15 protein-coding genes are annotated in these 17,208 nt (G+C 76.1%); 2 read left to right on the forward strand and 13 right to left on the reverse strand.

Annotated features, from left to right (window positions below; all coding sequences use genetic code 11):
* Nucleotides 1-17: 17 nt before the first annotated feature.
* Nucleotides 18-620 (reverse strand): TetR/AcrR family transcriptional regulator, encoded by a 603-nt coding sequence (locus WCD58_RS26885; protein WP_337706177.1) that lies wholly within the window; start codon nt 618-620, stop codon nt 18-20.
* Nucleotides 621-782: 162 nt separating this feature from the next.
* On the opposite strand from WCD58_RS26885, the gene WCD58_RS26890 reads away from it, so the two are divergent.
* Nucleotides 783-2,177 carry a cytochrome P450 gene (locus WCD58_RS26890; RefSeq protein ID WP_373696294.1) on the forward strand — a complete coding sequence of 465 codons (1,395 nt, stop codon included), beginning with the start codon at nt 783-785 and terminating at the stop codon, nt 2,175-2,177.
* A gap of 32 nt (nt 2,178-2,209) precedes the next feature.
* Here the strand turns inward: WCD58_RS26890 and WCD58_RS26895 are convergent, their stop codons facing one another.
* The gene (locus tag WCD58_RS26895; RefSeq protein WP_337706179.1) at nt 2,210-3,139 is read right to left on the reverse strand and encodes a site-specific tyrosine recombinase XerD; all 930 of its coding nucleotides are present in this window, start codon (nt 3,137-3,139) and stop codon (nt 2,210-2,212) included.
* A complete protein-coding gene (gene ald / locus WCD58_RS26900; RefSeq protein WP_337706180.1) occupies nt 3,136-4,254 on the reverse strand; it encodes an alanine dehydrogenase in 1,119 nt (372 codons plus the stop codon). The genes WCD58_RS26895 and ald overlap by 4 nt, the downstream gene beginning before the upstream one ends.
* A 68-nt stretch (nt 4,255-4,322) precedes the next feature.
* Between ald and WCD58_RS26905 the strand changes: the two genes are divergently transcribed.
* On the forward strand, nt 4,323-5,216 hold the full coding sequence (locus WCD58_RS26905) for an LLM class flavin-dependent oxidoreductase (RefSeq protein ID WP_337706181.1): 894 nt from the start codon (nt 4,323-4,325) through the stop codon (nt 5,214-5,216).
* Between the two features lie 129 nt (nt 5,217-5,345).
* Here WCD58_RS26905 and WCD58_RS26910 read toward each other — a convergent pair whose 3' ends face one another.
* The 10 genes from WCD58_RS26910 to WCD58_RS26955 all read right to left on the reverse strand — a co-directional run bounded on the left by WCD58_RS26910 (nt 5,346) and on the right by WCD58_RS26955 (nt 16,054).
* Nucleotides 5,346-6,023, reverse strand: a complete 678-nt coding sequence (locus WCD58_RS26910) for an NUDIX domain-containing protein (protein WP_337706182.1) — start codon at nt 6,021-6,023, stop codon at nt 5,346-5,348.
* On the reverse strand, nt 6,020-7,750 hold the full coding sequence (pyrG, locus tag WCD58_RS26915) for a CTP synthase (RefSeq protein ID WP_373696290.1): 1,731 nt from the start codon (nt 7,748-7,750) through the stop codon (nt 6,020-6,022). The genes WCD58_RS26910 and pyrG overlap by 4 nt, the downstream gene beginning before the upstream one ends.
* Nucleotides 7,751-7,832: 82 nt before the next feature.
* The gene (locus WCD58_RS26920) at nt 7,833-8,750 is read right to left on the reverse strand and encodes a copper transporter (protein WP_337706183.1); all 918 of its coding nucleotides are present in this window, start codon (nt 8,748-8,750) and stop codon (nt 7,833-7,835) included.
* Nucleotides 8,747-9,940: a putative cytokinetic ring protein SteA gene (gene steA, locus WCD58_RS26925; protein WP_337706184.1), complete on the reverse strand. Its 1,194-nt coding sequence runs from the start codon at nt 9,938-9,940 to the stop codon at nt 8,747-8,749. Before steA ends, WCD58_RS26920 begins: the two co-directional genes overlap by 4 nt.
* A gap of 105 nt (nt 9,941-10,045) precedes the next feature.
* Nucleotides 10,046-11,974 carry a DNA repair protein RecN gene (recN, locus tag WCD58_RS26930; RefSeq protein WP_337706185.1) on the reverse strand — a complete coding sequence of 643 codons (1,929 nt, stop codon included), beginning with the start codon at nt 11,972-11,974 and terminating at the stop codon, nt 10,046-10,048.
* Between the two features lie 143 nt (nt 11,975-12,117).
* Nucleotides 12,118-13,071, reverse strand: a complete 954-nt coding sequence (locus WCD58_RS26935) for an NAD kinase (RefSeq protein WP_337706197.1) — start codon at nt 13,069-13,071, stop codon at nt 12,118-12,120.
* Nucleotides 13,072-13,114: 43 nt separating this feature from the next.
* Nucleotides 13,115-13,945, reverse strand: coding sequence for a TlyA family RNA methyltransferase (locus tag WCD58_RS26940; protein ID WP_337706186.1), 831 nt, complete (start codon nt 13,943-13,945; stop codon nt 13,115-13,117).
* A 5-nt stretch (nt 13,946-13,950) separates the two neighbouring features.
* Nucleotides 13,951-14,118, reverse strand: coding sequence for a hypothetical protein (locus WCD58_RS26945; protein WP_337706187.1), 168 nt, complete (start codon nt 14,116-14,118; stop codon nt 13,951-13,953).
* A gap of 53 nt (nt 14,119-14,171) precedes the next feature.
* The gene (locus WCD58_RS26950) at nt 14,172-15,161 is read right to left on the reverse strand and encodes an HAD-IIA family hydrolase (protein WP_337706188.1); all 990 of its coding nucleotides are present in this window, start codon (nt 15,159-15,161) and stop codon (nt 14,172-14,174) included.
* A complete protein-coding gene (locus WCD58_RS26955; RefSeq protein ID WP_337706189.1) occupies nt 15,158-16,054 on the reverse strand; it encodes a hypothetical protein in 897 nt (298 codons plus the stop codon). The genes WCD58_RS26950 and WCD58_RS26955 overlap by 4 nt, the downstream gene beginning before the upstream one ends.
* Nucleotides 16,055-17,208 lie beyond the last annotated feature (1,154 nt).

The raw sequence follows: 17,208 nt of genomic DNA on the forward strand, positions 1-17,208 counted from the left end.
ATGGGGGCGGAAAGCACTCACGTTCGGCCTGGCGGGGTAGGCGAGGCCAGGTAGCGGATCACCGTGGTCGCGATCTGGTCGGCGACGACGTCGGGCGCGTGCAGCGGGAGCACGACGTGGCTGATCGTCAGGCGCGCGGCGATCTCGGCGGCCGCGCTCGCCGTGCCCGCGTCCAGCTCGGGGCGCCGGCGCTGCAGGAACGCCGCCGCCCGGTCGCGCGCCGCGGTGATCAGCGGTTCCGCCTCGCTGGTCAGCAGGGGCAGCAGCTCCTCGGCGCCCTGGCCCGTGAGCAGCACGCGCAGCAGCGGGTCGCGGGCGACGGTGTCGAGCGTGGTGCGCACGGCCTCGACCCAGGCCCGGTACAGGTCGTCCTCGCCGTCCAGCGCGGCCTCGAGGCGGGCCAGGAACTCCTCGGTGCGGCGCAGCACGAGCGCCGCCGCCAGCCCCTGCTTGCTCGCGAACTCGTTGTAGAGCGTCTGGCGGCTCACGCCGATGCCGTCGGCGACGTCCTGCAGCCGCAGCCCGCGCCAGCCCCCGGCGACGAGCAGCTCGGCCGCGCGCTCGAGGGCCTCGTCGCGCACGAGGCCGCGGGCGCGGTCGGCGAACGTCCGGGCGGGCACGCGGCGAGCGTAGACGCATCCGATCGCCCTGTCTCGTATGTGGACACAAACCTGATTCGTGTCTAGCGTGCGGACGCAGCACGTCCCGGTGTCCTGGAGGTGGCCGTGTCCCTGGTCCGTACCGCGACGGGCGAGCGCCTGTCGTCCGTCGTCCTCACGCCCATGCCGGCCGGCGTCGACCGCCGTCTGTTCGAGAAGACCCGCCCGCGCCGGACCGAGCCCCTGGCCCTTCCGCCCGCCGGGTCGGGCCTGGAGCCCGTCCCCGGCGACGCCGGTCCCCCGGTCATCGGGCACACGCTGTCCTACATCCGCTACGGCAGCGCCTTCACCCGCGCCCGTCACGCCGCGCTCGGCCCGGTGTCGTGGTGCGGGTTCGTCGGCGAGCACGTCGTCATCGCCGCCGGCCCCGACGCCACCCACGAGGTGCTGACCAACCCCGACAAGGCCTACTCCCAGGACGGCTGGCGCTTCCTCGTCGACGACTTCTTCCACCGCGGGCTGATGCTGCTCGACGGCGACGACCACCGCGTGCACCGCCGCGTCATGCAGGAGGCGTTCACCGCGCCGCGCATCCGGGGCTACGTCGACCGCACCGTGCCCGTGCTCCGCGAGGAGATCCCGTCCTGGCCCCGTGGGCAGCAGCTGCGCATCTACCCGATGCTCAAGCGCCTGACCCTCGACGTCGCCACCCACGTCTTCATGGACGACCGCTCGGGGCCCGAGGCCGAGGCGGTCAACCAGGCGTTCATGGACTGCGTGCAGGCCGCGAGCTCGATCGTCCGCCACGACCTGCCCGGCACCCGCTACCGCGCGGGTCTGCGGGGACGCGCGCTGCTCGAGCGCTACTTCCGCGCGGCGTTGCCGGCGAAACGGGCCGGCGAGGGCGACGACCTGTTCTCGGTGCTGTGCCGCGCCCGGACCCCGGAGGGCGAGGCGTTCACCGACGACGACGTCGTCAACCACATGATCTTCCTGATGATGGCCGCCCACGACACCTCGACGATCACCAGCGCGGCCGCGGCCTACTACCTCGCGGCGAACCCGGAGTGGCAGGAGAAGGCGCGCGCGGAGTCCCTCGCGCTCGGGGACGGCCCGCCGGACCTCGCCGCCCTCCAGTCGCTGGGCACGCTCGACCTCGTCATCAAGGAGTCGCTGCGCCTGGCCGCGCCGGTGCCGGTGGTCATGCGCCGGACCGTGAAGGACACCGCGCTGCTGGGCCACTTCGTGCCCGCGGGGCAGCTCGTCATGGCCGCCGGCGCGACCAACCACCACGACCCGGCGATCTGGACCGCCCCCGACGTCTTCGACCCCGAGCGCTTCGCCGAGCCGCGCCGGGAGGACAAGGCGCACCGCGACGCCTGGATCCCGTTCGGCGGCGGCGTGCACAAGTGCCTGGGCATGCTGTTCGGCTCGCTGGAGGTCACGGCGATCCTGCACGAGCTGCTGCGCAACCATCGGATCACCGTCGCGCCGGGCTACGAGCCGCGCTGGGACAACACCTCGCTGCCCGTCCCCGCCGACGGCCTCCCCCTGCACCTGGAACCGCTTCCTACGTGAGTGCTTTCCTGCCCTATAGGGCAGGAAAGCACTCACAGGGAACGGGCGCGGGGGTGGGCCATCGCGAAGACCTCGCGCAGGGTGTCGACGGTGACCTGGGTGTAGATCTGCGTGGTCGTCACCGACGCGTGGCCGAGCAGCTCCTGCACGACGCGCAGATCCGCGCCGCCGTCGAGCAGGTGCGTCGCGAACGAGTGCCGCAGGGTGTGCGGGGAGATGTCGCCGGTAATGCCCGCGCGGTCGGCGGCCTCGCGCAGCGACGCCCACGCGCTCTGCCGCGACAGCCGCGCACCCCGCGCGTTGAGGAACAGCGCCGGCGTCCCCCGCCCCCGGCTCGCGAGCCCCGGCCGCCCCCGCACCCGGTACGCCTCCAGCGCGGCGAGCGCCGGGCGCCCGATCGGCACGATCCGCTGCTTGCCGCCCTTGCCGGCCAGACGCACCGCGCGCTGGGTGGTGTCGACGTCGTCGACGTCCAGCCCGACGGCCTCGGAGATCCGCGCGCCGGTGGAGTACAGCAGCTCGAGCAGCGCGCGGTCGCGGACGCCGGCGAGGTCGTCGGCCTCGCCGCCGCGGGACTCCAGCAGCCGCCCGACGGTCGCGACGTCCAGCGCCTTGGGCAGCCGGCGCGGCGGGGCCGGCGGGTGCACCTCGCGCGCCACGTCGACCGCGACCATGCCCTCGGCCAGCGCGAACCGGTGCAGCCCCCGGACGGCGACGACGGCCCGGGTCGCCGACGCCGTCGCCAGCGGCGCGCGCCCGCCGGCGCCGGTGCGCAGGCCGATGAGGAAGTCGCCGACGTGCCGTTCGGTGACGTCGGCGAGGTCCCGCACGCCCGCCGCCTCGAGGTGCTCGAGGTAGCGGCGCAGGTCGCGCCGGTAGGACGCGAGCGTGTTCTCCGCCGTCCCCCGCTCCACGAGCAGGTGGTCGAGGTAGATCGTGACCGCCGCGTCCGGCGCCGTCACCCGGGCAGCACCTCCGCCAACGGGCGCACCGGCAGGTCGTGGGCCTCACCGACGGCCGCCGACGTCAGCTCCCCGTCGACGACGTTCACGCCCTTCGCCAGCGCCGGGTCGGCGGCCACGGCGTCCGCGAGCCCCCGGTCGGCGAGCGCCACCACGTAGGGCAGCGTCACGCCGGTGAGCGCCCGCGTGGACGTCGTGGGCACCGCGCCCGGGACGTTCGCGACGCAGTAGAAGATCGAGTCGTGCACCCGGTACGTCGGCTCGGCGTGGGTCGTCGGGCGGGTGTCGGCGAAGCATCCGCCCTGGTCGACGGCCAGGTCGACGAGCACCGACCCGCTGCGCATCTGCGCCACGAGCTCGTTCGGCACCAGCACCGGCGCCTTCGCGCCCGGGACGAGCACGGCGCCGATGACGAGGTCCGCCTCGCGACAGGCGCGCTCGACCTCGGGGGTGCTCGACAGCACCGTGCGCACGCTGCCGGAGAAGATCTCGTCGACCCGGCGCAGGGCGCGCACGTTGACGTCGAGCACCTCCACCGACGCGCGCAGCCCGACCGCGATCGTCGTGGCCGCGAGCCCGGAGGTCCCCGCGCCGATCACGGCGACCCGCCCCGGCCGCACGCCGGGCACCCCGCCCAGCAGCACGCCGCGCCCGCCCTGGGCGTTCTCGAGGTGGTGCGCGCCGACCTGCGGCGCCATGCGCCCGGCGATCTCGCTCATCGGCGCGAGCAGCGGCAGCGCGCCGTCCTCGGTCTGCACGGTCTCGTACGCGACGGCGGTGGCGCCCGCGTCGAGCAGCGCCTGGGTGCACTCGCGCGAGGCCGCGAGGTGCAGGTAGGTGAACAGCACCTGGTCGCGACGCAGGCGGTGGTACTCCTCGGGGACCGGTTCCTTGACCTTGAGCAGCAGGTCGCTCGCGGCCCAGACCTCGTCGGCGGCGTCGATCACGGTCGCCCCGGCGTCGCGGAACGCGTCGTCGGTGATCGCCGAGCCGACACCGGCCCCGGTCTCGACCAGGACCTCGTGGCCCCGGCGGACCAGCTCGGTGACGCCGATCGGCGTCAGCGCGACCCGGTCCTCGTGGTCCTTGACCTCCCGCGGCACCCCCACCTTCATGGCGGGACCATAGCCGGGCGCACCGCCCCCGTCGGCCCGCCGCGCGCGGGAGGGACAGACTGATCACCGTGCGACTCGGGACCACGCTGCCGCAGTTCGGGGACGCCGCCGACGAGGTGGCCAGGATCGGGGAGTTCGCCGCCCGCGCCGAGGAGGCGGGCGCCGCGAGCCTCTGGGTCGGCGACCGGCTGCTCGCCGCCGTCGACCCGCAGGTCGGCTACGGGGGCACCGACACCATCCCCGTCGAGTTCCGCCGCGCGCTCGACCCGTTCGCGCTGCTCGCCGTCGCCGCCACCGCCACGAGGCGCGCGACGCTCGGCACCAGCGTGCTCGTCGGCCCGCTCTACCCGCCCGCCGTGCTCGCCCGCTCGCTGACGACCATCGGCGCGCTGGCGCCCGGACGGCTGCTTGCCGGGCTCGGGATCGGCTGGTCCCCCGAGGAGTACGCCGGCGCCGGGCTCGGCTTCGACGCCCGCGGCGCCCGGCTCGACGAGCTGCTCGACGGCCTCGACACGCTCTGGTCGGGCACGCCGGCGCCGCTGCGGGGTCCGCGGTTCCCCCTGCCGGCCGTGCACGTCGAGACCCCGGCATCCCGCCCGTCGGTCTACCTCTCGGCGTGGACCGAGTCCGCGCTGCGCCGAGTGGGGCAGCGCGCCGACGGCTGGCTGCCGGTCGGGCGCCTGCCCAGCATCGACCTCGACCGGCAGGCGAACGCCCTGCTGAGCTTCCGCGCCACCATCGACGGCGCCGCGAAGGAGGCCGGCCGCGACCCCGCCGACGTCGGCACCGCGCTGCGGATCAACGTCGCCGCCGGGGTCGGCGCGGCGGAGATCGCCGACGGCACCCGGCGCCTCGTCGAGCGCACGGGGTTCACCGACGTGTTCGTCGACCCGATGTACGCCGCGCCGGGGGTCGACGCGAGCCTGGACCTGCTCGCCGACCTGATCGGCCGGACCGCTTAGTCCGCTCCGCCGTACGCCGCAGCCCCGGACGAACGAAAGGCGCTTTCGCTGCTTCCGAAGCAGCGAAAGCGCCGTTCGTTCGTCACTCTGGGGCGCACCCGGTCCAGCGCGCTGGTCCGAAGGGGCCTCTCAGCGGCGCGCGGACCGGCGCGCGGCGAACTCGCCGGGGCGGTCGAGCCACTCCGCGTCGACCGGGCGCGCCGCGGAGCGGCCGTCGCGTACCGCCGCGGCGGCGAACACGCCCGCCACGCACGGCCCGTTGACCAGCGCGCCGGACATGGCGCCGGTGATGAGGTCGTCGAGCGGGATCCGGCGGATGACGAGGTCCGCCTCCTCGTCGTCACCGCTCGCCGGGCGCTCCACCGACCGCAGCCCGCGGGCGAGGTACACGCGCACCGACTCGTCGGCGAAGCCCGGGCACCCGACGATGTCGACCAGCGTCGACCAGTCGTCGGCCTCGATCCCGACCTCCTCGACGAGCTCGCGCTGTGCCGCGACCACCGGGTTCTCGCCGGCCTCGTCGAGCAGGCCCGCCGGCATCTCCCAGATGCGCCGCCCGAGCGCGGGCCGGTACTGGTAGATCATGACGAGGCGGTCGTCCTCGTCGAGCGCCGCGATCGCGACGGCACCGAAGTGCTCGACCTTCTCCCGCCCGGCGATCCGCCCGCCCGGCATCCGCACCTTGTCCCGGCGCAGCGCGAAGATCGGACCCTCGTAGAGGGTCTCGGTGTCGACGACGGCGAAGTCGTGCGGCGGGTGCCCCTGGTGCGGGTCGGCGAGCGAGTCCGGCGTGCGCGGCGCCGTCACGGGGTCGCGCCGGCCGGCTCGTCGAGCACGTCCTCCACCGACTCCACCGGGTCCGTCCCGTTGCTCGTCTCCAGGTCCAGACGCTGGGAGGAGACGTGCCGCAGCGCCGCGGCGACGAACGCGCGGAACAGCGGGTGCGCCCGGGTCGGGCGGCTCTTGAGCTCCGGGTGCGCCTGGGTGCCGACGAAGAACGGGTGCCGGTCGCGTGGCAGCTCGACGAACTCGACGAGCGCGCCGTCGGGCGAGGTCCCGGAGAACACCAGGCCCGCCTCGGCGAGACGGTCGCGGTAGGCGTTGTTGACCTCGTAGCGGTGGCGGTGCCGCTCGGTGATCCGGCCCGTGCCGTACGCCGCGCGCGTGATCGTCTCCGGCGCGAGCACCGCGGGCCAGGCGCCGAGTCGCATCGTGCCGCCCATGTCGCGCTCACCGGCGACGACGTCGGTCTGGTCGGCCATGGTCGAGATGACCGGGTGGGGCGTCTCCTCGTCGAACTCGGCGGAGTTGGCGCCCTCCAGGCCGGCCATGGACCGCGCGGCGTGGATGACCATGCACTGCAGGCCCAGGCAGAGCCCGAGCGCCGGGATGTCGCGGCGGTGCGCGTGGTCGAGCGCGCCGACCTTGCCCTCGATGCCCCGGATGCCGAAGCCGCCCGGGACGAGGATGCCGTCGACGCCCGCGAGCGCGGCGGCCGCGCCGGCGGGCGTCTCGCACTCGTCGGAGCCCACCCAGCGCACGGCGACGCGGGCGCGGTGGGCGAAGCCGCCGGCGCGCAGGGCCTCGGTGACCGAGAGGTAGGCGTCGGGAAGGTCGACGTACTTGCCGACGATCGCGATCTCGACGGTCTCGGTGGGATGGTGCACGCGGTCGAGCAGGTCGCCCCAGACGGTCCAGTCGACGTCGCGGAACGGCAGCCCGAGCCGCCGCACGACGTAGGCGTCGAGGCCCTCGGTGTGCAGCACCTTCGGGATGTCGTAGATCGACCGCGCGTCGGGGCAGGCGACGACGCCGTCCTCCTCGACGTCGCACATGAGGCTGATCTTGCGCGTCATGTCCTCGGGGATGTCGCGGTCGGCGCGCAGCACCAGCCCGTCGGGCTGGATACCGATGTTGCGCAGCGCGGCCACCGAGTGCTGGGTCGGCTTCGTCTTCAGCTCGCCCGAGGGCGCGAGGAACGGCACCAGCGAGACGTGCAGGAAGAAGCAGTTGTCCCGGCCGACCTCGTGGCGCAGCTGGCGCGCGGCCTCGAGGAACGGCAGCGACTCGATGTCGCCGACGGTGCCGCCGACCTCGGTGATCACCACGTCGGGCGCCGGGTCGTCCGTGCGCATCGCCAGCACGCGGGACTTGATCTCGTCGGTGATGTGCGGGATGACCTGCACCGTGTCGCCGAGGTACTCGCCGCGCCGCTCCTTGGCGATGACGCTCGAGTAGACCTGCCCGGTGGTCACGTTCGCGCGCGCCGAGAGGTCGCGGTCGAGGAACCGCTCGTAGTGCCCGATGTCCAGGTCGGTCTCGGCGCCGTCCTCGGTGACGAAGACCTCGCCGTGCTGGAACGGGTTCATCGTCCCGGGGTCGACGTTGAGGTACGGGTCGAGCTTCTGCATCGTCACGCGCAGACCGCGCGCGGTGAGCAGCTGGCCGAGGCTCGACGCCGTGAGGCCCTTGCCGAGCGAGGAGGCGACGCCTCCGGTGACGAACACGTGCTTGGTCGTCCGCGCCGGCTGCATGATCAGGACACCGCCGGCGATACTCCGTCACTCACGGGGCTTCAGGGTAACGGACCGCGCCCCCCACCCACCCGGGCGACCCTCAGCCCGCGGTGGGCTGGGGCGTGAACGTGCCCGCGGCGGGGCCGTAGACGCCGGTCCGCCCGTCGGCCTGCTCACGCAGCGCCAGCACGGTCGCGACCCGCGAGGCCGGCCCCTCGACGGCGTCGACCGTCGACAGACCGGTGCGCAGCGCCGGGTCCGTGCGCACGGCGGTGACCGCCCCCGACCCGGCGCGCCCGGCGAGCACGGCGCCCGCGCCCACCCGGTCCATCTCCCCCGCGATCCGCGCCAGCACGATGTCGCGGGCCGGGTCGGCGCCGCTGCCGGTGACGACGAGCGCGAGCTCGCCCGGCGCCGCGCCCGGCCCCTCGGGCGCGCGGATGTACCCGGCCTCGGAGAGCGCGCGCAGCGCCGTCGCGACCTCGGGGCCCGTGGTGCGGTCGCCCACGCCGCTCGGCCGCGCGACCAGCAGCGACCCGAGCAGCGAGCCGGTGAGGGTGCCGGTGTCGGTGGTGGTGGGCAGCTGCGCGCCGGCGGGCAGCAGCCGCGGGACCAGCGCGCGCAGCGCCTCCGCGCGGTCGGGGGCGACGGCGGCGTCGGTCAGCGCGACCTGGCCGGTGACGTGCCCGCCCGCGCGGGTGACGAGGTCGGTCACGGCGTCGAGGTCGGCCGGGTCCGCGCCGGGGGCGGCGACGAGCGCGACACCCCGGTCGGGCAGCACGCCCGCGATCGTCGACGGCGCGCCGGCGCCGACGAGGCGCTCGGTGGCCAGCAGCTGCGCGCCGGCCGCGTCACGCTCCCCCCGCATCGCGACGACCTCGCCGGCGAGCTGGTCGCGGTCCGAGGTCAGGGCGCCGAGCACCCGGCCGGACAGGGCCGAGGCCCCCAGCACGACGCCCAGGGCGAGCGCCAGCAGCACCGCCGCGATCGACACGACGTGGTAACGCAGCGACATCATCCCCCGACCCCCTGGGCGGCGGCCAGCGCGGCCGCCCACCCCTCGCGCACGAGCATCACGATGGCCTCGGCGAGTCCGCTCGCGAACAGCGCCGTCGCGCCGACCGCCATCACGGCCAGCAGCAGGAGCAGGACCGCCCCGGTGGTGACCCGGTGGCGGTGCAGCGCGGCCACCGCCGAGGCGTCGACCAGCGTCGGCCCCAGGCGCAGCCGCGTGAGCAGCGTCGACGGGTTGCTCCCCGACCGCCCGCGGTCGAGGAACCCCGACAGCGTCGCGTCGAACCCGCACGCGACCACCAGCGAGGCGCCGTGACGCTGCGCGAGGATCAGCGCCATGTCCTCGGGGTTCGCCGACGACGGGAACCCGACCGGGTCGATGCCGGCGTCCTGCAGGCGCGCCAGCCCGGCGATGTGCCCGTCGGTGTCCGCCGGGATGACGACGTCGACGGCCTTGCGCGCGAGCTCCGGGTCGATCTCCAGCGCGGTCCCGACGACCACCGCCGGCGTGAACCCCGCGGTCCGCAGGGCGGCGGCGCCGCCGCCGACCCCGACGAGCACGGGGCGCTCCTCGCGGACGAAGTGCTTGAGGCGGCGCAGCTCCTCGACGCGGTCGGACCCGCCGGCGACGACCAGCACCGTCCTGTCGTTCATCGCGGTCTCGAGCCCGGGGACGCCGACGCCGTCGAGCAGCATCGCCCGCTCGCGGCCCATGAACTCCGTGGTGTTCGCCGAGAACGCCTCCAGCTGCGCGGCGAGCCCGGAGCGGGCCTCGGCGAGCTGGTCGGCGACGGTCTCGGCGTTCTGCTCGAACCCGCGCGCGACCTCGTCCTCGCCGAGGTACACGCCGCCGTCGTGGAGGCGGACCGAGGCGCCGTCGCGCACCCGGCGCAGCACGCCGTCGCCGACGTCGTCGACGAGCGCCACCCCGGCGTCGGTGAGGATCTCCGGCCCGAGGTTCGGGTAGCGCCCCGAGATCGACGGCGACACGTTGATGACCCCGGCGACGCCCGCGTCGACGAACGCGTGCGCGGTCGCGCGGTCCAGGTCGACCTGGTCGATCACCGCGACGTCGCCGCGGCCGAGCCGGCGCAGCAGCTCCGGGGACACCTCACCGCCGGAGCGCCCGCCGAGCCGTGCCGTGCCGACGACGCCGGCCGGCGCCTCCTTCGTGCGTCCCCGTGGCCACTTCATGCCCGCCACCCCGCACCCGTGCCGCGACCGCCGGTACCCATGCCCTCGATGGTCGTCGGAGGGACGCCCTGGACGGAGCCGACGCGCCGAGGCGACGCGCCGCGGTCACCCGGCCCGGCGACTCCGGCGGCCACCGCTACGCCGCGTGGTCGCACCACGCGTGATCGGTGTCGGCGCCGCCGCCTCGTCGTCCCCGGCGGTCCGGTCCGCCGCGGCCGCGGCGAGCAGCTCCTCGGCGTGGGCGCGGCCGGTCTCGGTCTCCTCGGTGCCCGCGAGCATGCGCGCCAGCTCGATCGTGCGGTCGCCGTCGCCGAGAGTGCGGACGGCACTGCGCGTGACGCCGTCGGTGTCGCCGGCGTCGGCGAGCCCGCCCTTGTCGACCACCAGGTGACGATCGGCATACGCCGCGACCTGCGCCAGGTGGGTCACGACGACCACCTGGTGGGTGCGGGCGAGGCGCGCGAGCCGGCGCCCGACCTCGACGGCGGCGCGCCCGCCGACCCCGGCGTCGACCTCGTCGAACACCAGCGTCGGCGTGGTGTCCGCGCCGGCGAGCACGACCTCGACCGCGAGCATGACCCGCGAGAGCTCGCCGCCCGAGGCGCCCTTGTGCACCGGGAGCGCCGGCGCGCCCGCGTGCGGGGTGAGCAGCAGCTCGACCTCGTCGACGCCGTCGGGGCCGGCGACGACCCGGCGGCCGTCGACGTCCAGCCCGGCCGCGTCGCCTGCGGCCGCCTCCTTCACACCCACGGCGAGCTGGACCGACGCCGACCCCATCGCCAGCCCGTCGAGCTCGGCGGACACGGCGGCACCGAACCGCTCGGCGGCCTCGCGGCGGGCCGCCGACACCGCCGCGGCGTGCCCGGCGACCTCGCCCGCGAGCTGCTCGGCCTCGGCCGCCAGCGCGGCGAGCGCCTCGTCGGAGGTGTCGAGACCGGTGAGCTTCTCGCGCGCGTCGTCGGCCCACGCGAGCACGCCGTCGACGTCCGCGGCGTACTTGCGGGTGAGCCCCTTGAGCGCGGCCTGGCGCTCGAGCACCTGCTCGAGCCGCTGCGGGTCGGCCTCGAGACGCTCGAGGTAGTCGGTGAGCTCGGCGGCGGCGTCACCGAGCAGGGCCGCGGCCTCGGCGAGGCGGGGGTCGAGCCCGGCGAGCGCCGGGTCCTGGCTACCCGAGCTGCCCTGCAGCCGCCGGCGCGCCTCGCCCAGCAGCCCGACAGCGTCCGGGTCCTCCCCCGCACCGTCGGGTGGGCCCGCGAGCGCGGCGAGGGCGGCCGACGCCGTCGCGCGCAGGTCGTCGGCGTCCGCGAGGCGGCGCGCCTCGGCCACCAGCTCGGCGTCCTCGCCGGGCCGCGGGTCGACGGCCTCGATCTCGGTGAGCCCGTGGCGCAGCATGTCGGCCTCGCGGCTCATCTCGCGCGCCTGCTCACGGCGGCGGGTCAGCTCGGTGACCGCGCGTCGCCAGGCCGTGCGCGTGCTTCGGTAGGCGGCGAGCGGCTCGGCGACCGCGGCGCCGGCGAACCGGTCGAGCACCGCCCGCTGCTCGGCCGCGCGGAGGAGCCGCAGCGCCTCGTGCTGGCCGTGCACGGCGAGCGCGGCGTCGGTGACGTCGCCCAGCACGGCCATCGGTACCGAGCGTCCGCCCAGGTGGGCGCGCGAGCGCCCGTCGGCGGACACGGTGCGCGCGGCGATGAGGCTGCCGTCGTCGTCGAGCGCGGCGCCCGCGTCGGCGGCGAGGCGCAGCGCCGAGCGGGGCGCGGCGTCGTCCTCGGCCTCCGGTGGGTCGTCGGTGTCGGCGTCGGTCTCGGCGTCGGCCTCGGCGGACGGCAGCAGGAACCGGCCCTCGACCATGGCGCGCGTGGCGCCGCGGCGCACACGCGAGGAGTCGGCGCGGCCGCCACCCAGCAGGTGCAGCCCCGTGACCACCATCGTCTTGCCGGCCCCGGTCTCCCCGGTGACCACCGTCAGCCCGGGGTGGAGATCGAGGGTCGCGTCCTCGATCACCCCGAGACCCTGGATCCTCAGCTCGGCGAGCACGGGCCTCACGGTAACGGTCCGGTCCGACGCTCCGGGCCCGAACACGCCGATCCGATCGAACACATGGTCGAACGGTCGGTGACGGGCGGTCGACGGGAGAGGGTGGGAGACGCAGCGAAGCGGAGCTCGACCCGTCGAGCGCCTCAGCGCTGGCGCCCGCGCCACCCCTGCACCGGCAGCCCGAACTTGCGGACCAGCCGGTCGGTGAACGGCTGCACCCGCAGGCGCGCCAGCAGCACCGGGTTGCGCCCGCGGACCACCTCGACGCGCGAACCCGGGGGCAGCTCGATGGTGCGCCGGCCGTCGCACACGAGCACGCCGGCGTCCCCGCGGCTCGACACCTCGAGCGCCACCGAGGAGTCCGGCGAGATCACCAGCGGCTTCGCGAACAGCGCGTGCGCGTTGCTCGGCACCAGCAGCATCGCCTGCACCTCGGGCCACACCACCGGCCCGCCCGCCGAGAACGCGTAGGCCGTCGAGCCGGTCGGCGTCGCGCACAGCACCCCGTCACACGCGAACTCGGACACCGGGCGGCCGTCGACCTCGAGCACGACGTCGAGCAGCCGCGCCCAGTTCATCTTCTCGACGATCGCCTCGTTGAGCGCCCAGGTCCGGCCCAGCTCGGTGCCGTTCTGGTGGGCGACGACGTCGACCGTCATCCGTTCCTCGACGCGGTAGGTGCGCCCGACGACGGCGTCGAGGACCTCGTCGAGGTCGTCGAGGTCGGCCTCCGCGAGGAACCCGACGCGCCCGAGGTTCACCCCCAGCATCGGCACCCGCGCGTGGCGGGCGAGCTCGGCCGCCCGCAGCAGCGTGCCGTCGCCGCCGAGCACGAGGACGATCTCCATGCCGAGCGCGGCGTCCGACTCGGCCGTGACGGTGCGCGGGCGCTGCGCCTCGGGGAGGTCGTCGAACAGCCCCTCGTCGGTCGAGTACTCGTCGGGGAGGATCCGCAGCGCGAAGCCGGCGTCCGCGAGCCGGCGGGCCGCCTGCGAGGCGACCTTCCGCGTCGCCTCCCGGCCGGTGTGCACGACGAGGAGCGCGTCGCGCGTGCCGCGGTCGTCGCCGTCCGCGACGCCCGCCGCGTCGGCCTCCACGAGCCCGTCGGTCACCGGTGTCCCCTTGTCTGTCCCCTGGTCCTCACTGCGGACCTTCCTCCACGGCTCGCGCCACCAGCGTCTCGTCATCGTGCGGGCCGTCGTCGCCGCTCGCGCGTCGCAGCCAGCAGAAGTACTCGACGTTGCCCGACGGGCCCGGCAGCGGGCTGGCGACGACGTCGCGCAGCACCAGGCCCCGCGCCCGCGCGGACGCCACGACGTCGATCACGGCCGACGCGCGCAGCGCCGTGTCGCGCACGACCCCGCCCGCGCCGAGCCGGTCCTTGCCGACCTCGAACTGCGGCTTGACCATCGGCACCAGATCCCCGCCCGGGACCGTGCACGCGACGAGCGCGTCGAGCACCAGGCCCAGGGAGATGAACGACAGGTCGGCGACGACGAGGTCGACCGGGCCGCCGATGTCGTCCGGGGTCAGGGAGCGGACGTTGACCCGGTCGTGCACCGCGACGCGCGGGTCGGTCTGCAGCGCCCACACCAGCTGCCCGTAGCCGACGTCGACGGCGACGACCTCGCGCGCCCCGCGGCGCAGCAGGACGTCGGTGAACCCGCCGGTGGAGGCGCCCGCGTCCAGGCAGCGCCGGCCGTCGACGCCGAGGCCCTGCGGGCCGAAGGCCTCGAGCGCGCCGAGCAGCTTGCCCGCACCCCTCGACGCCCAGCCGGGGTCGTCGACGTCCTCGCGCACGACCACGGCGGCGGCGGTCTCGACGGCTGTCGCGGGCTTGCTTGCCACGGTGCCCCCGACCGTCACCCGGCCCTCGGCGATGAGCCCGGCGGCGTGCTCGCGCGAGCGGGCGAGGCCGCGTCGGACCAGCTCGGCGTCCAGGCGGAGCCGGCGGGCGGTGGACCGGGCCACCGCGGTCAGGTCCGGTCCACGTCGGCCAGCACCGCGACCAGCGCGTCGTGCACCGCCTCGAACCGCGTCGCGTGCTCGGCGGCGTCGAAGTCGGCGTCCTCCCCGGCGCCGCCGTGCGGGAGCGCCGCGACGGCGTCCCGCAGGCCGGCGAGCGCGTCGCCGTGCTCGGTCATGGCGCGTCCTCCCCGGCGTCGGCCCGGATGCTGTCGCCGTCCACGCTAACCCGTCAGCCGCTGCTTAGCCCGAGCGCACTGATCATCTTCTCGGCCGCGGGGCCGTCGCCGCGGACGCCGTGCCAGCCGTCGGACGCCCACGCGACGCGGCAGAGGGCGCGCAGGGCGGCCGTGGCGTCGTCGCCGTCCCCGGACAGCACGAGGTGGCCGTCCTCGTGGCGCGCCGTGAACCCGGCGGTGTCGCCGTCGGCCACAGCGGTCGCGGCGAGGTCACCGCCGAGGACCCGCAGATCGGCGCCGAGGTAGGTCGGCCGCTGCCCCTCCTCCGCGGGGAGCAGCCCGGTGGGGGTCGACACGCCCGTGAGTACGAGGAGGCTCTCGGCGTCGACGCTGTGGGCGCCGGCGATGTCGGTGTCGAGGCGGTCGCCGACGACCAGCGGACGCTCGGCGCCCACCCGTGCGATGGCCTGCTCCAGCAGGGGCGCCGCGGGCTTGCCGGCCACCAGCGGCTCGCGCCCGGATGCCGCGCGGAGGGCGGCCACCATCGAGCCGTTGCCCGGGAGCAGGCCCCGCTCGTTCGGCAGGGTCGGGTCGACGTTGCAGGCGACCCACACCACGCCCCGGTGCAGCGCCAGCGTCGCCTCGGCGAGGATCGGCCAGCCGGTCTCCGGCGAGTGGCCCTGCACCACGGCGACCGGCTCGTCGTCCTCGGCCCGGACCGGCTCGAGACCCACCAGGCGGATCTCCTCGGCGAGCGCCTCGGTGCCCACGACCAGCACCTTCGACCCCGCCGCGACGTGCTCCGCGACCACCGCGGCCCCGGCCTGCGCGCTGGTGACGACGGCGTCGGTGTCGAGGGTGAGCCCGAGCCGGCGCAGGTGGTCGGCGACCTCGTCGGGCCCGCGCGAGGCGTTGTTGGTGACGTAGGAGACGGTCGCGCGCTCCCGCACCGCCTCGAGCGTCTCGACCGCGCCCTCGATCGCGTCCGGCCCGCGGTAGACCGTGCCGTCGAGGTCGACGAGCAGGGCGTCGTGCTCGCTCACCCGGAGAACCTCGGGGCCTCGACGGCGCTCGACGGCGCGTCCTCGCGCGGCTCGTCGGGGGACGTGTCCGCGGCATCGTCCTCGGCGGACGACTCGGTGGCGGCCTCGATCTCGTCGTCGAGCACGTCGCGGTCGGCGGTCTCGTCGGCCGTCCCGTCCTGGGACTCGTCCGCGGTGTCGTCCTCGGTGTCGTCCGCGGTGTCGTCCTCGGCGGCGCCGAGGTCGCCGAGGTCGCCGACACCGAGCATGATCGCGCGCTCCTCGGCGTCCGTCTCGCCCTCGAGGTCCGTGCGGGCGGACTCCAGGAACGCGCGGACCGCGTCGTCGGTGCGCCCGGCGGCCTGGAGGGCCTCGGCGTAGGCGTAGAAGAGCCGCGGCACCCACGGGTCCTCGCGGGACGCGTCGAGCTCGGGCACCTGGAGCCCGACGACCGCAGCGTCGTTCTCGCCGAGGTCGCGCCGCGCGCCCGACACGACGATGAGGAGCTCGACGGCGTCCTCGGTCGTGAGGTCGCGGGCCTCGGGGCTGCGGGAGAGCTCGATCGCGCGCTCGGGGCGGCCCAGCGCACGTTCGGCATCGGCCATCACGGGCAGGTGCCCGTCGCCGCCCATCCGCCGGCTCGCGCGGAGCTCGGACAGCGCCTCGGCCCACTCCCCCGCGTGGTACGCGGCGAGCCCCGACGCCTCGCGCACGATGGCGACGCGGCTGGCCCGGTGGCGGGCGAAGCGGGCGTGGGCGAGGGCCTGTTCGGGGTCGTCGTCGACGAGCTCGCCGACCGCCACGAGGTGCCGCGCGACCACGTCGGCCAGGTCCTTGGGAAGACCGCGCAGGTCGCGGCGCGCCTCCTGGTCGAGGAGGTCGGGCGTGATGTCGTCGGGCAGCGGCGGGGCCACCGGGCGCGGTGCGGCGTCCTGATGACGCAGGACCGGCTCCGACGAGTGGTCGACCCGCTCGCCGGCGTCCTCGCGACGCCGGTCGGGTCGGCGGTCGTCGCGCGGGCGGTCCTCGCGCGGCGGGCCCTGACGGCCACGATCACCACGGTCACCGCGGTCACCGCGTCCGCTGCCGTCACGACCAGCACCCGGGCGTCCGCCCTGCGGGCGCGCGCCGGTGGGACGGCCGCCTCCGGAGCGGTCGCCGGTCGGCCGGTCGCTGCGCGGCCTCTCGTCACGCGGGCGGTCGGTTCGGGGCCGGTCGTCACGCGGGCGGTCGGAGCGGGGCCGGTCGTCACGCGGCCGATCCGAGCGGGGGCGGTCGCCGCCCCGCTGGTCGTCGCGGGGCCGGCCGCCTCGGGGTCCGTCGTCGGGACGCCGGTCGTCCTGACGGCGGCCGTCCTGTCGGCGGTCGCCCTGGCGGTCGCTCTGGCCGCGGGGCCGGTCGTCGCGGGACCGGTCGAAGCCGTGCCGGTCACCGCGGGGGCGGTCGCCGGTGGGCCGGTCGTCGCGCCGGTCGCCGTCCCGCGGACGCGAGTCACGGGGTCCGCGGTCGTCGCGACGACCCGAGCCGCCGCGATCCTCGTACCGGCCGCCGCGCGAGCCCGCGGCGCCGCCACGGTCGCGGGGAGGTCCGCCCGGACGCCCGCCCGCGCCGCTGTCGTTGCGCCGCGGACCACCACGGGGGCCACCACGGTCGTTGCCGCCGGCCCGGCCCGGTCCGCCGCGGCCGTCACCGCGCTCGCCGTCACCGCCCGTGCGGCGGTCGGACCCGCCCCGGGGACGGTCCGCGCCGCGGTCGTCACGGGGGTTGCGGTCCGACGGGCGCCCGCCGCCGCGACGGTCGCCGCCGCCTCGTGGCGCGCCGCGGTCGCGACCGGTGGGCCCGCGGCCGCCCGAGCCCTCGTCGTCACGGGAGGAACCTGTGGTCCTCGCGCGGCGAGGGCCGTCGTCGCCTCCGCGAGCGCCGGCACCCTCCGACGGGTCGGACGACATCACGGACCTCCTGTGGACATGCGAACGGGCAGGGCTCCGGCCGGAGTCCTGCCCGTCAAGTGTTGCTCATTCTGTGGCGACCTCTGCAGGTCGTCGTACGTGTCTGCCACCCACGTGGT

This window comes from Actinomycetospora flava (genome assembly GCF_037400335.1).
Classification (GTDB): Bacteria; Actinomycetota; Actinomycetes; order Mycobacteriales; family Pseudonocardiaceae; genus Actinomycetospora; species Actinomycetospora flava.